This is a genomic window from Dorea sp. AF36-15AT (assembly GCF_003477705.1).
Classification (GTDB): Bacteria; Bacillota; Clostridia; order Lachnospirales; family Lachnospiraceae; genus Claveliimonas; species Claveliimonas ammoniilytica.
The window spans coordinates 55,656-70,597 of sequence record NZ_QUDV01000004.1 but is presented as its reverse complement, the minus strand read 5'-3'; the positions used below and the strand labels follow the sequence as shown (position 1 = coordinate 70,597).

The window sequence follows — 14,942 nt, the reverse complement described above, 5'->3', positions numbered from 1 at the left end:
CATTTTGTTATCTGTTTTTATCCGATCAGGAATCCATACTTCAGCGGATCCTTGCCGTCGATCAGATAGGTAGCCACGCCGGTCAGATAACAGCTTCCTGTTACCTTCGGCACTACTGCATCATAATCTGCCACCTTGGTCACTTCTTTGATCTCACCCTTAAACAGTGAACCCATGAAGCTCTCGTATACAAATGGCTCACCTACGCCAATCTCACCCCACTTATATAGTGTTGCAAGTTTCGCACTCGTTCCCGTACCGCATGGAGAACGATCGGCCTGCGCATCGCCAAAGATAACCACATTACGCATATCTGCTTTATCCGGATTCGGTGTCGGGCCGTAGAACTCTACCAGATCCACAGTATCAATATCCAGTTCCGGATGTTTAACCGGAATCTTCTCATTGACTTCTTTCAGTATTTTCATACCAAGTGTTGTATATGCAGGAACTGTCTTTGCATTGATCGGTCCGATATCCAGCTGTTCGCTGTCTACCAATGCGAAGAAACTTCCACCAAATGAAATGGTAAAATGAATCTCTTTGCCGTCAATCGTTACTGTCTGATTCTCCAGATATACAAATGCCGGCACATTAGTCAGAGTTACACTCTCTACCTTTCCATCTTTCACCATGGCTTTTGTTCTTACGATACCTGCCGGAGTATCCAGCACAACCTCATTCTCACCCTCATGGGACTCAATCATACCCGCCTCGATAACAACCGTTGTTGTACCAATTGTACAGTGTCCGCACATATTCAGAAATTCACCTGTCTCCATGAATACAACGCCAAAATCCGCTTCCTCATGTACCGGCTCGCAAAGTACTGCACCAAACATATCATGATGTCCGCGCGGCTCTAACATCAATGCTGTACGGATGTAATCGCAGTTCTCCTCCAGCCATTTTTTCTTTTCAATCATCGTGTTGCCTTGCGGTTCCGGGATACCGCCTACCAGAATTCTACAAAACTCTCCCATGGTATGCGCATCCACGACCTTCAGTTGCTCCTCAAACCGGTCAAAATTGACATTTATCTTGTAATCCATTGCCGTGTGCCTCCAAAATCACTTAAAATTAATATATTTTGAGTCGATCAATAACTCATCCTTTTTGAAGCTTGCTTTCGTCTCTGCTTCAAACTTGTCCGGTGCAATTTCTTCCATAGATACGGAAATATCGTCCGGTGACCATACACCTGATTCCTCAGCAAGTGCCTTTCTTACTGCCTTTGCCAGATTCTCTTTCATTTCTTCACTTTTTCCTGGATATAATTTTACACTGATATGTGGCATATTAATTTTCTCCCTTTTTCTTCTCTTTCTGATTTGATACAACAAAGCTGATTGCCATGTAGATCAGTACTACTGCAACGATATATGTCAGAATTGTTGTTGGCATAGATTTGACAATAAAATACGCGATCAATACACCAATGACACCGGTAATGCTCATGATGACTGCTGCATCTCTATTGTATCTTCCAGACTTCACAAATTCGAGACTTGCAGGCGGCATCAGCAATGCGCAGGAACCCATCATAATCGGAAATGCAACAGTAATATTCATTCCCACTAATGCACAGAGCGCCATACATGGTGCATAAAGACCTACACCCGCACACATCAGCATGCCAAGGATAAAGTTAATAGCAACTGACAAGATCAACTTGCCGCCACTGAGTCCTGTTGCCGTTCCTAACATGCCGAATGGTCCAAATCCATTGACTTTCATTACCAGCAGTACTGCCACACACGGAAGCGTTACTGACAGAATCATACGGATCTTTTGAACCGGAAGCTTTGTAATTACTTTTGATCCCACAATGCCGCCAAGCATTGCTGCTATCAACATAGAGAATAATGTGACCGGCTCTACTTCCACGATTTTCAGAAACAGCAGTGCTTCCACACCTACCGGAATGGCAAAGATAACATTGCCATTACCCGGAAGTTCTTCATCCGGACTAAGCTTGGTAAATTTGAAAAATGCTGCCTGTGTCGCATTACTTCCAACTCCCAGCGTATCCAGAAGATTTAGTATAAACCCCATAATTCCATAAAGAACTTTTGTCTTCATCGGAACATCCTTCGAGCCATTTTCTCTGCCGTCTTTCACCAACAGATAGAAAAACCATACAACAAACACTACGATTGCTATTCTTAATATTGTAATCATACCCGTTCCCCAATCTATCCTTTCTCACTATGCGTAATCGTTAACAGTAACTATTCGTGATGGTAACCATAATCTGCATCCAGTGCCCATGGCTGCATTGCTCCGCCTTCTTCCGCCGGTCTGCAGTTCTGAGCATAGATGTTCAGCACACCCTTCTGCTGCTTGAGTGGTGGACGCACCCATGATTTTCTTCTTTCAGCCAGCACCTCATCAGATACCAGAAGATTTACAGTACCTCCTGCAATATCCATCTCAATCTCATCACCATTCTCTATCAGTGCAATCACGCCGCCATCATATGCTTCCGGAGAAACATGACCAACAATTGCTCCATAATTAAATCCAGAGAAACGTGCATCTGTGATCAAACCAACTTTCTTATCCAATCCAAGTCCGATCAGTGCATCAATACTGAGCATCAGCTCCTTCATACCAGGTGCTCCTTTACAGCCTTCGTAACGGATAACCAGAATATCTCCCGCCACGATCTCGCCAGCCATGATTGCCTTATATGCATCCTGGTCACATTCATATACTTTTGCTGCGCCTTTAATATACATTACTTCTTCGTAGACAGCTGTCGGACGTACAATTGCTCCTGCCGGAGATATGTTGCCGCGGAGAATCTTAAGTCCCGGCTCCTTTGCTACCGGATCTTCCATCGAATGGATCACCTTATTCGGCTCACTCTTAACCGTATCCAGAATCTCACCCCAGGTGTTTCCATACATGGTCGGCGCATCTGTATGAAGCTTACCGGCAAGCTGTTTCATCACCTGCTTTACACCGCCCGCATAATGGAAATCTACAACCGTATACGGACCACTTGGGATAACCGCGTTGATACAGTAAATCTCTTTTGCGTATTTTTCAAAATCTGCTAATGTGATCTTAATTCCCAACTCATATGCATATGCCAGAATGTGGAGCACCGCATTGGTAGATCCGGCGACTGCCATATCAAACATGATCGCATTTTCCAGAACATCTTTCGTGATCAGCTCTTTTGGTGTTCTTCCAGATTTGGCAAGCTGTACCATATATTTTCCGGCTGCTCTTGCGGCACGAAGTCTTGCATTATCCGATGCAGGAATTGTAGATGTGCCAGGCATTACAAGGTTCAATACCTCTCCCAACATCTGCATGGTATTGGCTGTTCCCATGGATGGACATGCACCAAATGATGGGCATACACATTCTTCCATATCAAATAATTCTTCTTCAGATGCCCCAGAGAATCTTGCCGCATCGAGGTCCGCTTCTACAACTGTCTTTCCACAGTGATTACCGGCCTGCATAGATCCACCGGTCACTACCATAGCCGGGATATCCAGTCTGCACGCTGCCAGATAACATCCGGCAATGATCAGATCACAGGAAGCCACACAACAGATAGCGTCAAAGTTATGTATTCTGGACACAAATTCAATGGACATTGCTACGATATCTCTTCCTACCTGTTCGTACTTCATCTCATCAGCACCATTGGCCACATTACCACAAGTAGCCGGAATTCCAAATTCTACCGGAATTCCTCCTGCTGCCCAGATTCCTTCTTTCACAGCCTCTGTCACCTGTCTCAGATGTGCCGTTCCCGGAGAACCTGCCATATAGGAATTCGGTACTCCGATGTGTGGTTTCTTGCGGATATCCTCATCTGAATAACCTGCTGCCTTCATCATAACTCTTCGATGCGCTGCTTCTGCTCCGTTCCAATAACTGTAACCCATGTGATTACCTCCTTAAGATTTGTATTTTTTACGTCCGTACGGTTTTATCTTCTGGTCACATAGTATGCTATTTTTTTAACATTGAAAAGCTCGCAAAAATAATATAACAATTCAGTTTTCCTTAAGTTTAATGAATTCCCCTTATTTATGCTCTATTTTTCAGTTATTTTAATATCATCATTCAGAAAACTTAACGAATAATATCGATAGATGAATTGATTATTAATGATATTTTTTATAAAATATGATAGAAAGATAACATTCTTCATCAGAACGGAGGTTCTTACATGTCAAAATACGATATAATTCTCGATGTTTACGAGAATCAAAGCATTTCAAAAGCAGCAGCCAAACATAACTACACACAATCCGCCGTCAGTCAGACAATCCGTAATTATGAAAAAGAAATCGGGCTTAAATTATTTAAGCGTTCCAAAAACGGAATGGAACCACTGCCCGGAACAGAACCTATTTTTACCGAGCTGAAAAATATGCGTGCCTGCAATGAACGTATCGGGCAGATTGCAGCCAATATCAACAATTTAAACAGCGGTTTTATACGCATCGGTACGATTCAAAGTATTGCTTACCACTGGCTTCCCGGTGTATTGAAGAATTTTTCATCCGAATATCCAAACATCACATTCCAGCTTTATGTAGATAGTTTTCAACGGCTTACTGAAAAAATCCACAAAAAAGAACTGGACTGTATTTTTGTTTCACAATACGTAGCCAAAGATCTTCCATGCCTTCCTATAGGAATAGATGAGCTTGTGTTGGTTACTTCTCTGGACCACCCACTGGCCAATAAACTGACTGTATCTTTCGCTGATATTGACGGTCAGGATTTTATCCTTTCGGCAGATGACTTTGACTACGAGACCGGTAAATTATTGCGCATGAACCACATTATACCTAATATAAGATTCCGCATTAACGAGGATTACACTGCCATTAAAATGGTAGAACAGGGTTTCGGCATTACCGTACTTCCAAAACTCTTATTGCATAACATTCCGTTCAACGTCTGTGTCCGTCCATTTACCGAACACTTGCGCAGGAACCTGGTCGTTGCCTATTCCGAGACTCCTGAACCGACCCCTGCACTGAATAAATTCCTAACATTCGCCACCAAAGGAAATAACGAATGTAAATTAATATAACAGCAACATAACGGCAAACAAAAAAAGCCTGAGACCACATGACCTTATACCTCATGTAATCTCAGGCTTTTCATTTACATTACTTATAATCCATTACGAGAAACATTGGTTTGATTGCAATAATCTCCTCATATTCCTCCTGTTCAACTATAACACTTGAATTCAACGCTTTCAGATCTTTTTTCAGAATCTGCAATGCTTCCGGAATCGTTCTTGCACGTCCTGTTCTCAGAATCATCTGCATCCTTTCCAACACGATCGGATGCGCATAATGCGCAGGCACCGGAAAATCCGGATAATCCTTAATATAATCTTCCATCGCACGAATAGAATCTGCCAATTGCTTTTCTATATAGTTGCGGTTATTTCTGGATGTAGGAAGCACATTTGCTCCCGCAAACAGGAAGATTGCCGCCAGACCAAACAACAGGAAATACATTCCGAATCCCGCATGCGTCAGCAACGCCCAGACACCATATACGAATGCACCGGCACCCATAATAACAACGGCAAGTGCCACCCATTTATATGCCGGATTGCTTCTGTCATAGATTCGCTTCTTCTTAGCAGACTGGCTGAGATCCACATAAATATCAGACTGATTTTTCAGAAACTTTTCTGCCTGTTCCAGTCTGTCAAGACACTTCCTTGTCTCTGCAGTTACATTGACCTCTCGCTGTCTTTCCGCAAGCCTTCGTTCTTTCTCTGCCAGCTTACGTTCTGCCTCCACACTATGCACCGGGATGTCCGGATACGCTTCCTCTATATAAGCAAGGAACCGGTCCACATCTTCTTCGTGTTTGAAATTGCATTGCTTTTCCTGACCATTGCCATATGCAACCACAAGATAGGATAATGTTCCAAATACTCCTTTTCCCGTGAAGCCGCCTTTACTCATTGCAACCCTTTTAAAAATCCTCCTTACAGAACGGATCGGTATGTAATATATTCTGTCAATATAAAAACTATTCAAATATAACGCTTTTTCACCAATTCCACAAGGTCCGATCTTTCTACAGTTCTTCTTATCAATCAGTAATTCGTCATCCGGAATGGATATCTCTCCTAATCTATGTGGTTTAAACATATTATCATCTCGTTTCTATCTTATTCTTATGCTCTTATGCCTGCTCTTTCATCGGCTTCTTTGTCGCATGGATAAAAATACCCAGGAACAATACTGCAAATATAATACCTGCCGGATAAGCTACTGCTGTAGATAATCCCAGACACTCTTCTGCACAGGTGAAATAAGTTACAGAAACCGCGCTCATAAATGTTGCCGGAACTGCTGTGATCCAGTAATTCTTCTTCTCACGGAACAGATACATGCTGGCTGTCCACAGAACGATCATAGCCAGTGTCTGGTTGGTCCAGCTGAAGTATCTCCATACGATGGAATAATCCAGATGTCCGACAAATGCGCCAACAGCAAGAAGCGGAACACACAATACCAGTCGTTTCTGCATCTTACCCTGATCAATCTTGAACCAGTCTGCAAGTACCAGTCGTGCGCTACGGAACGCTGTATCACCGGAAGTAATCGGACAGGCAATAACACCAACCATGGCAAGTGCAACACCTGCAGTACCCATTGTCTTGATACATACATCATAGATAGCTGCTGACTGTCCATTAGCAAGAATATCATTCAATCCTGTGCTAAGTCCACCTGTCACTTTGTAAATAGCACATCCTGCTGCTGCCCAGATCAATGCGATTACACCTTCAGCAACCATGGCACCATAAAATACGAAATGTCCCTGCTTCTCAGACTTCATACACCGTGCCATAAGTGGTGACTGTGTTGAATGGAATCCGGAAATAGCTCCACACGCTACTGTGATAAACATAAAGCTCCAGATTGGCTTGCCTGCCGGATGCATATTGGTAAAATGGCTCCAAATCTCAGGAATCGTGTAACTTGGATTTGTAAAGATACCAAAGATAACACCAATTGCCATGATAATCAGGCAGATACCAAAAATCGGATAAATACGACCTATAATCTTATCAATAGAAATAAATGTTGCAATAAAGTAATATGCCAGGATGATCCACAGCCATACTTCCGGATTAGCAAATGCACCGGTAACTCCTTTATTGCTAAGCAACGTAACAATCAGTCCTGCCGGTCCTACTGCAAATACCGTACCAACCATAACCAGAAGTACTACACTGAATACACGCATGACATTCTTCATTACATTTCCAAGATAAATACCACATACCTCTGAAATAGATGCTCCTCCATTTCTTTCAGAAAGCATACCTGAAAAATAGTCATGTACACCACCGGCAAAGATTGTACCGAATGTAATCCATAAAAATACAACCGGTCCCCACAATGCACCTTGCATTGCTCCGAAGATTGGTCCCAGTCCTGCGATATTAAGCAGCTGTACCAGGAACAACTTCCACTGTGGCATTACCACATAGTCAACACCATCATTGATCCTGACTGCCGGTGTCTCTCTGTCATCCGGCGCAAATGTGTTTTCTACCACTTTTCCATAAACGAAATAGCCTCCTATAAGAAGCGCTAAGCAAATGATGAAACTAATCATACAAACACCTCCAATGTTCTCTAATTCTTAACATTTTCTTAACCGATTCTTATTATAGGCTTATTTCATAAAAATTCAAGTGATTTTATAAAATTTTCGTTAATTTTCTACAGTTTTCTGCATCCTTCTTTGTCACCGTTACAAATACAAGCACTGTTCCCGCCAATGCCATAACGATACCTGCCCCAAGCATTGCACTTACACCCCAGTTCAAAAGCTGTCCTCCGGCAAAATTACCTGCCGAGCATCCCAACGCATAAGCCGCTGTCATAAATGCCTGTCCCTTTATCATATCGTTAGCTTTTACTTTCTCTTTTGCATAATACACCTGAGCCGGTGCCAGCAATGCATAAGACGATATCTGAAGCACTTCCAGCAGATAAACGGTTGTTATATTTCCGGCAAAATAAAAGCCAACTGCTTTTATAAGAAAAGAGACTGCCGCAACCTTCAGCAGATTCGTGTCACTCGACAACTTTCGTATTTTATAATAAAAGAAAATTGCAGGTGCTGCCACCGCTCCCTCAATAAACAGGGCAATGCCTACGTGACTGCTATTGCCGCCCAGTGCATTCATAATCACGATCAGATAGTTTTCTGTCATTGCATGGAACATTCCCAGAAAAGCTATTCCAAGCAAAGATATACAGTACCAGCGATAATGAATAAAGAACTCATAAATGGAAAGACTTTTCTGTTCTTCTCTGACCAGTAATCTGCTTTGTTCGATCTGTGGGAATCCCACCAGCACGATCACGCTCCCAAGTCTTACTGCCAGCAAAAGTATCAGCATCCAGGTTATACCAAATTTTACGATCACCCATCCCACGATCAGACTCGACATAGCGCTTGCCACCGCCCCAACTCCACGGGCTGCGCCATAATTCACAAAATATCCTGCATCATTGTAAGCAACACTAATCGAATTTAACAACGGAACCATCGTATCACTGCTCCAGATGCCGACCATATAAAACACGGCCATTAACATCACCGGAATTCCCGGAATCAATTGCAAAATAAAGCACACGCCGCATAATGCAGACATGATAATCATCATCTGCGTTAATACAAACTTTTCTGTCCGATCCGCAAAAGATGCAAGAACCGGCTGTGTCAGACAGGAACAAATTCCTGCCAACGCCAACAAGACACCCACCACACCAGAATGGATCCCTTTATCTAACAGATATGTCGTCGCAAAGACCGCAGCTCCCGTCGATGACGCCCAGTGTGTAAACTGTATCGCACTATATCGGTAAGTAAGATTCATACATTTCCTCCCTGATGAGAATTTTCTTTCATTCTATCATATTTCACCCGGCTTATCACAATAATCGAATAGGCTGACACCTGCTCGACGTACAAAAAAACCTCAGGAAATTTCCTGAGGCTTCTTAAGAGGCGCCAACCAGATTTGAACTGGTGATAGAGGTGTTGCAGACCTTTGCCTTACCACTTGGCTATGGCGCCTTAACATATAATGCACTCTTGTGCAGTGACTCCACCGGGAATCGAACCCGGGTTACCGCCGTGAAAGGGCGATGTCTTGACCGCTTGACCATGGAGCCATATCGTCACCGCTCAAGCAGTGACCGTTAATTATATTAACATAGCTTTTTATAAAATGCAAGCGTTTTTTCTTTTTAATTTAAATATTTATGTTCGGAGTTTTTATTCTTCCCACAGATAATACGCTACTACCAGATCCGCCATCCTTCCGTAACTCTGTACGCCATCTTTTTGTCCATTCGCCTTGAGGTAATTATCATTGATCTGCTCCGACACTTCTGCCGCAGCGCCGTCCCATTTGTCCCAGAATTTGCTGTTTTCCCTCAGATCTACGTCTGCTTCCTCTGACAATATTTCCCGAATTTCTGACCATGCCGCCCGTTCTTCTTCATACAGCACATTCATACAATGAATCCACGCCAGCATACTGCCACTGTACTGCAGTTCTGTCTCCGGCGCATCTTTACATGCCAGCCATGCGATAAAATTCGCTTCTTCCTCCTGCATAAATCCTCGCAGATGGGACAATTCATGACATGCCGTAAATGGAATATTATACGGCGTCATATCCTGATTATAATTCGCCTCTACCGTAAACGGCGAATAAATCCCTGTCAGATTCTGCACTGACAGAAACGCCGAAAAAGCAAGCGGCTTTGGCTTTGGATAATAACCTGCCAACACGTCCCACTTTTCACCCAGACGCTCCATTGCAGCAACCGCTTCTTCTCGCTCATTACCGCTCAGCACCATCACGCCATCCGCATCTCGTTCCACTTGTCCGGCATATGTATTAACTCGTTCTGTCAGCTCCATACACACGCCTTTTAACTCATCCACCGTATAAGTGTCTGCTTTTAGTCCGATACTCTCCGCGAAGGAATTCCTGTGATAATTAATCCCACAGTTTGTCATATATAAGGCCGCCAGAATCAGTGCTATTATGCCAAGCCTCCGTAAATACCGGAGTCCTTCTTTTTTATCTGCTTTCTTCTTTATTAACCGGTATATGATCCGCACTAACGATCCAACAAGCAACAAAATCCCTGCATATAACAAAAACTCTGCCACGGAAAATGGAAATATACCAAAGAATCTTCCTATCAGCGATACAATCCACGGATAGATATGTTCCGAATACCACTGTGCCATACTCGTTACTCCACCGCTGCTACAGGTTCACATCCGCACACCTGAATAAAGAAGCGGTAAATCTCCGGCTCCTGATTGGATGTAACGAATAAGCTTTTCTCTTCTTCTGCTTCTATCAGCAGATAATTTCCTGTTTTCCCCTGTTCAAACCAGAGTCTGTAATTCACAGGACGATGCTTGCCAAGCTGGTATGGTATCTTCGTAATGGCAAATGTATATGTACCTGTATTTTTCTCAAATGTATATTTGATATTGTCCTCAAACCTCGGATGCTCCAGCAGTTCGACAATCTCACTTGCAGACTTATCAAGGCGGAATACCAGTCTCTTCTTTTCTTTCTTTAAAAATGCCACTTCCGGCACCTCCTTCATAGGATTTGTGCTGTCGATCATTCCGACCTCTCAGTTTCTCTGTCAGTTTCGCATCCGATTTTCTTCATAAATGCAGATACCGTTTCCCGATATCCCTCATAATCTACCATATAGCTCAAGGTATGTCCAGCCTCTGGTACAGTAAAGATCATCTTTTCAGATGCACATGCTTCATAATTTCTCCGGCTCATCTCGCATGGTACCAGACGATCATCCTCGCCATGGATAAACAATACCGGAACCTTACATTTTCGAAGCGCTTCCTCTGTATTTCCGTCTTCCAGATCAAAATGTCCAAACAGCTTCGCCCCCAGCCTTGCCAACGGATACATGATCTTCACCGGTAGTCCGCGGTCTCCTGACACCTTCTGTACAATCTCTTTCGGAGAGGTATATCCACAGTCTGCCAGAATGCCTTTTACTGTATTCGGCAGATCAAGCCCTGCTGCCAACAATACGATAGCAGCTCCCATGGAAATGCCGCCAAGCACAATTTTCGTGTCTTCCCCAAACCGTTCTGTCGCATACTTTGTCCATTCCAGACAATCGTATTGTTCTTTGATACCAAAGCTTAAAACTCTTCCTTCACTTTTTCCGTGTCCGCGCTCATCTACAAGAATCACATTATGTCCTGCCTCTCTGGCAAGCCAGAATCCACCACAAAAATCGCGTTCTGCCGCACCATGATAACCATGGAACAATATCTCCAACGGTGCGCCTGGCTTCTGTTCATAATACTTGCCATACAATTTCAATCCATCCTGCGACCTAACACTCACCTCTTCATACGGAAGTTCCCTGATTTTCTTCCTCAGTTCCTCTGCCTGCTCTTTATACGGCTGATACTGAGACCCTAACGGGAATTTCACCTGTTCCGGTCTTTTCTTTGGACACACGAATACCTGCCTGTAAATCAATGCTGTCATCATGGCTGCACTTCCTGTCACTCCTGCCAGCACAGCCCAGATACCTTTTCGCGCTTTCATAACATCACTCCTGTCATATATCATTCTATAGAAAGCGGGCGGGATACGCTCCATATCCCGCCCTAATATGTTTACTTTCTATTATATTTTATCCCTTTACACCACCAGCAGTCAATCCACTTGTCAGATTCTTTTCAATTCCCATGAACAGAATTACAACCGGAAGAATCGCAAACAGTGATGCTGCAAATAGATACTGCCACTCAATCATATTATATCCATTAAAGATATTGATACCGACTGTTAATGGCTTGCTTGTGTCGGTAGAAATTAATGTCAATGCAACCGTATATTCGTTCCATGCATTGATGAAGATAAAAATCAATGTAGTAACGATACCAGGTGCAGCCACCGGAAGCAGAATACGGATCAATGCCTGGATTCTTGTACAGCCGTCAATCGTTGCCGCCTGCTCCATCTCCGGTGAAATACTCATAAATGTACCACGCAGCAACCAGATCGTAAACGCCTGATTAAATGCCGCATTTACAAATATCAGTCCGACAATACTGTCCGTAAATCCAAGAACTGCCATAACCTTATAGATACCGATTACCAGTACCACCGGCGCAAACATCTGCGATACGATTACGAAACCAAGGAACGCTGTTTTTCCCTTAAATTTCATACGTGACAACGCATATGCAGCCGGAATTCCGCAAAGCATTGCAAGTAATGTAGATCCTCCGGCAATCAGCAGTGAATTAATTGCATACTGTGCCAATGGAGCTCTTTTCCAGACATCAATAAAGTTAGACCACATCGGTTCAACAGGTAAGATCGTACCATTGACAGAAAAAATTTCCGCACGGCTCTTCAATGCCGAACAAAACATTGCAAAATATGGATATAATGTAAAAATACATATATCAATCACCACAAAGTAAAGGAGAATCTTTAAGATGATCTGTTTTGTTGTTAATTTCTTTGTATACATATCTTAATCTTCCTCCTTTCTGAGTACTGATATCATATAAACACTTGAACATACCAGTAGGATTAGGAAACCGATTACAGAAACTGCAGCTGCCTCTCCTTTCTTACCATTGTAAAATGCCAGTTTGTACAGGTATGTAACAATCGTATCTGTCTTGCTCGCCGGATCTCCCTTAGTCATTGTCCAGATGATCGGGAATGAATTAAATACATAGATAATATTTAAGATCGTGCTGATTGTCAACTGAGGTTTCACCAGCGGAATCGTGATTTTAAATAACTTCTGCCAATAATTACATCCATCCACTGTTGCTGCTTCATAAAGAGTTGAATCGATGCTCTGCAATCCCGATAAAACCGTAAAGCAAACAAACGGAATGGTTACAAAGATACCACAGGCAATCTCCCAGGCAAAGTATGCACCTGCCGTTGGTGTCCAGTTTATATTCTTTTCTATAATTCCCAGTGTTTTTAACAGAGTATTTAATGTTCCATAATCCGTATTAATGATAAACTTCCATACAGATGCCTGAATTACAAGTGTTGTAGCCCATGGAAATACAATAATCGCACGCGCGATCTTACGTCCTTTGAATTTGTTATTCAATATAAGAGCAAGAATGAATCCCAGCAAAGTGGACAATCCTACTACCACAATAGTCCAGACAACCGTATTTTTTAACACCATCGGAAACGCCGATGTATGGATTACTTTCAAAAAGTTATCAAATCCAGTAAATTCTTTTACAATTCCAGCCCTTGTAACCTTGCTTAATGACATTCTCAATATGACAAAAATAGGAATGATAATAAAAATTCCCATCAGAATCATACTTGGTGCCATCCAAATGTATGGTTCCACTTTCCGAAACTTTTTCTTATTCATAGTTATCCCTTCTAACTTTTTCTAGAAAAAATAGGGGAGCAGCAAATTGCTCCCCTATCTACATGTTCATTATGCGTGAATTAAAATTATTCTCCTGCGATAGTTGTCTGAAGTTCATCAAGCAATGTCTTAACATCTTCACCATCAAGTGCTCTCTGTTCAACATCGATAACGCCCTTCTTAACATCTGCCCACTCAGCTTTTGCTGTTGGGTAGAATTTACAGCTGTCAAGGATAGAAATCCATGATTCCTGTGATGGATCAGCTTCTACCATCGCCTCTGCTCCACTCTGTGTAGCCGGCAGGAATCCTTCCATGAGTACCCACTCAGAATAACGTGCATCATCATAGAAATAGTCGAAGAATGTCTTGATTGCTTCAATCTGTTCATCTGAGTAGTCATGATCGAAGCACATAAATCTGTCCATAACACCTGCAGATACAGATGTACCGCTATTGGTTGGAATAGATGCCACACCATAATTAACTTCATATCCACCATCTGCGCAGTATGTTGGAAGGCTGTTTGGTGCAATTACCATAGCAAGCTTGCCAGCTCCGAACAGATCCTGAAGATCATAACGTGTCTCAGTTGCAGGTTTTTCATTGGTAAGACCATCTTTTACAAGACCGATCTCATACTCAACTGCTTCTACGTTAGCGTCTGAATTCAGTGCCCACTCTCCGTCTTCGTCAACGAAGCCGCCGCCGTTATTCCATGTATAGTATGCAAATGCAGCCTGACCTTCGTCAGTTGTCATATCAATACCCCATGGATAAACATCTGGGTTAGTCTCTTTAATCTTCTCACATGCTGCTTTCAGTTCATCCCATGTTGTCGGAACTTCAACGCCTGCTGCATCAAGAATATCTTTGTTGTAATACATCGCACGAGCAGATGCAAGGTCAGGAATTGCCCAAACTGTTCCGTCAATCTCTGACTGTTCCAGGAAAGCCGGATACATCTTATTATATGTCTCTTCAGATACCACATCCTGAATTGGGAGCAACAGATCATCTGCCTGATAATCTGCAAATACGTCAATATTCAAAATATCCGGTTCCTTGCCACCAGAAATACGCGTATCAATTACAGATGAAATATCATTCCATGATACTACTTCTACACTAAGATCGATATCTGGATTGTCCTTGTTAAAGTCCTTAACAAAATTATCCCACCAATCCGAAGTGTTCTGTCCATACTGAGCTGCTACAACGCTGATAGCCGTCTTTCCATCTTCGGATTTCTTGTCATCTGACTTAGAATTGCCACATGCAACCATTCCGAATGCCATTGACATCACGAGAAGTGATGCAACTAATTTCTTTTTCATAACTCTCTCCTCTTCTTAAAAATAGAAACCTTTCCTCTAGTGACCGCAAGTATTTTATCTTGCATTGTGTATGGATTCTTGTCAAAGCATTAATTAATTCGAGTTTCCTCTCTTAACTCTA

14 protein-coding genes and 2 tRNA genes are annotated in these 14,942 nt (G+C 42.6%); 1 reads left to right on the top strand and 15 read right to left on the bottom strand.

Annotated features, from left to right (window positions below; translation table 11 throughout):
- Positions 1 to 17: 17 nt before the first annotated feature.
- From DWZ93_RS07735 to ilvD, 4 genes are read right to left on the bottom strand one after another with little or no spacing between them, the layout of a single operon-like run.
- Positions 18 to 1,052 (bottom strand): proline racemase family protein, encoded by a 1,035-nt coding sequence (locus tag DWZ93_RS07735; protein ID WP_118452480.1) that lies wholly within the window; start codon positions 1,050 to 1,052, stop codon positions 18 to 20.
- 18 nt (positions 1,053 to 1,070) lie between these two features.
- Positions 1,071 to 1,298, bottom strand: coding sequence for a tautomerase family protein (locus tag DWZ93_RS07730; protein ID WP_118383069.1), 228 nt, complete (start codon positions 1,296 to 1,298; stop codon positions 1,071 to 1,073).
- A gap of 1 nt (position 1,299) precedes the next feature.
- Entirely contained in the window at positions 1,300 to 2,181 is an 882-nt protein-coding gene (locus tag DWZ93_RS07725; RefSeq protein ID WP_118383070.1) for a sulfite exporter TauE/SafE family protein, read from the bottom strand.
- Positions 2,182 to 2,231: 50 nt separating this feature from the next.
- Entirely contained in the window at positions 2,232 to 3,911 is a 1,680-nt protein-coding gene (gene ilvD / locus DWZ93_RS07720) for a dihydroxy-acid dehydratase (protein WP_118452479.1), read from the bottom strand.
- A gap of 287 nt (positions 3,912 to 4,198) precedes the next feature.
- Between ilvD and DWZ93_RS07715 the strand changes: the two genes are divergently transcribed.
- The gene (locus DWZ93_RS07715) at positions 4,199 to 5,074 is read left to right on the top strand and encodes a LysR family transcriptional regulator (RefSeq protein ID WP_118452478.1); all 876 of its coding nucleotides are present in this window, start codon (positions 4,199 to 4,201) and stop codon (positions 5,072 to 5,074) included.
- A 79-nt stretch (positions 5,075 to 5,153) separates the two neighbouring features.
- Here DWZ93_RS07715 and DWZ93_RS07710 read toward each other — a convergent pair whose 3' ends face one another.
- From DWZ93_RS07710 to DWZ93_RS07660, 11 genes are all read right to left on the bottom strand, one after another.
- Positions 5,154 to 6,161, bottom strand: a complete 1,008-nt coding sequence (locus DWZ93_RS07710) for an ATPase P (protein ID WP_118383073.1) — start codon at positions 6,159 to 6,161, stop codon at positions 5,154 to 5,156.
- A 34-nt stretch (positions 6,162 to 6,195) separates the two neighbouring features.
- Positions 6,196 to 7,641, bottom strand: a complete 1,446-nt coding sequence (locus DWZ93_RS07705; protein WP_118452477.1) for a carbon starvation CstA family protein — start codon at positions 7,639 to 7,641, stop codon at positions 6,196 to 6,198.
- Between the two features lie 85 nt (positions 7,642 to 7,726).
- Positions 7,727 to 8,914 (bottom strand): MFS transporter, encoded by a 1,188-nt coding sequence (locus DWZ93_RS07700; RefSeq protein WP_118452476.1) that lies wholly within the window; start codon positions 8,912 to 8,914, stop codon positions 7,727 to 7,729.
- A gap of 129 nt (positions 8,915 to 9,043) precedes the next feature.
- Positions 9,044 to 9,114: transfer RNA gene (locus tag DWZ93_RS07695), tRNA-Cys, on the bottom strand.
- Between the two features lie 26 nt (positions 9,115 to 9,140).
- A tRNA-Glu gene (locus DWZ93_RS07690) sits at positions 9,141 to 9,212 on the bottom strand.
- A 103-nt stretch (positions 9,213 to 9,315) separates the two neighbouring features.
- Positions 9,316 to 10,305 carry a DUF3810 domain-containing protein gene (locus DWZ93_RS07685; RefSeq protein WP_118452475.1) on the bottom strand — a complete coding sequence of 330 codons (990 nt, stop codon included), beginning with the start codon at positions 10,303 to 10,305 and terminating at the stop codon, positions 9,316 to 9,318.
- Positions 10,306 to 10,310: 5 nt separating this feature from the next.
- Complete coding sequence (locus DWZ93_RS07680; RefSeq protein WP_118383075.1) at positions 10,311 to 10,697, bottom strand: hypothetical protein; 387 nt, start codon at positions 10,695 to 10,697, stop codon at positions 10,311 to 10,313.
- Positions 10,694 to 11,662 (bottom strand): alpha/beta hydrolase, encoded by a 969-nt coding sequence (locus tag DWZ93_RS07675; RefSeq protein ID WP_158574295.1) that lies wholly within the window; start codon positions 11,660 to 11,662, stop codon positions 10,694 to 10,696. The genes DWZ93_RS07680 and DWZ93_RS07675 overlap by 4 nt, the downstream gene beginning before the upstream one ends.
- A gap of 88 nt (positions 11,663 to 11,750) precedes the next feature.
- Positions 11,751 to 12,599 carry a carbohydrate ABC transporter permease gene (locus DWZ93_RS07670; protein WP_118452473.1) on the bottom strand — a complete coding sequence of 283 codons (849 nt, stop codon included), beginning with the start codon at positions 12,597 to 12,599 and terminating at the stop codon, positions 11,751 to 11,753.
- A 3-nt stretch (positions 12,600 to 12,602) separates the two neighbouring features.
- Complete coding sequence (locus tag DWZ93_RS07665) at positions 12,603 to 13,484, bottom strand: carbohydrate ABC transporter permease (RefSeq protein WP_118452472.1); 882 nt, start codon at positions 13,482 to 13,484, stop codon at positions 12,603 to 12,605.
- An 86-nt stretch (positions 13,485 to 13,570) separates the two neighbouring features.
- On the bottom strand, positions 13,571 to 14,821 hold the full coding sequence (locus DWZ93_RS07660) for an ABC transporter substrate-binding protein (protein WP_243061203.1): 1,251 nt from the start codon (positions 14,819 to 14,821) through the stop codon (positions 13,571 to 13,573).
- Between the last annotated feature and the right edge of the window lie 121 nt (positions 14,822 to 14,942).

Excerpts from the sequence above, each read along its gene's own strand:
- DWZ93_RS07700 (WP_118452476.1), bottom strand. The coding sequence starts at position 8,914 with ATGAATCTTACTTACCGATATAGTGCGATACAGTTTACACACTGGGCG.
- DWZ93_RS07675 (WP_158574295.1), bottom strand. The coding sequence starts at position 11,662 with ATGAAAGCGCGAAAAGGTATCTGGGCTGTGCTGGCAGGAGTGACAGGA.
- DWZ93_RS07665 (WP_118452472.1), bottom strand. The coding sequence starts at position 13,484 with ATGAATAAGAAAAAGTTTCGGAAAGTGGAACCATACATTTGGATGGCA.
- ilvD (WP_118452479.1), bottom strand. The coding sequence starts at position 3,911 with ATGGGTTACAGTTATTGGAACGGAGCAGAAGCAGCGCATCGAAGAGTT.
- DWZ93_RS07705 (WP_118452477.1), bottom strand. The coding sequence starts at position 7,641 with ATGATTAGTTTCATCATTTGCTTAGCGCTTCTTATAGGAGGCTATTTC.
- DWZ93_RS07735 (WP_118452480.1), bottom strand. The coding sequence starts at position 1,052 with ATGGATTACAAGATAAATGTCAATTTTGACCGGTTTGAGGAGCAACTG.
- DWZ93_RS07680 (WP_118383075.1), bottom strand. The coding sequence starts at position 10,697 with ATGATCGACAGCACAAATCCTATGAAGGAGGTGCCGGAAGTGGCATTT.
- DWZ93_RS07670 (WP_118452473.1), bottom strand. The coding sequence starts at position 12,599 with ATGTATACAAAGAAATTAACAACAAAACAGATCATCTTAAAGATTCTC.
- DWZ93_RS07715 (WP_118452478.1), top strand. The coding sequence starts at position 4,199 with ATGTCAAAATACGATATAATTCTCGATGTTTACGAGAATCAAAGCATT.
- DWZ93_RS07710 (WP_118383073.1), bottom strand. The coding sequence starts at position 6,161 with ATGTTTAAACCACATAGATTAGGAGAGATATCCATTCCGGATGACGAA.
- DWZ93_RS07725 (WP_118383070.1), bottom strand. The coding sequence starts at position 2,181 with ATGATTACAATATTAAGAATAGCAATCGTAGTGTTTGTTGTATGGTTT.
- DWZ93_RS07730 (WP_118383069.1), bottom strand. The coding sequence starts at position 1,298 with ATGCCACATATCAGTGTAAAATTATATCCAGGAAAAAGTGAAGAAATG.
- DWZ93_RS07685 (WP_118452475.1), bottom strand. The coding sequence starts at position 10,305 with ATGGCACAGTGGTATTCGGAACATATCTATCCGTGGATTGTATCGCTG.
- DWZ93_RS07660 (WP_243061203.1), bottom strand. The coding sequence starts at position 14,821 with ATGAAAAAGAAATTAGTTGCATCACTTCTCGTGATGTCAATGGCATTC.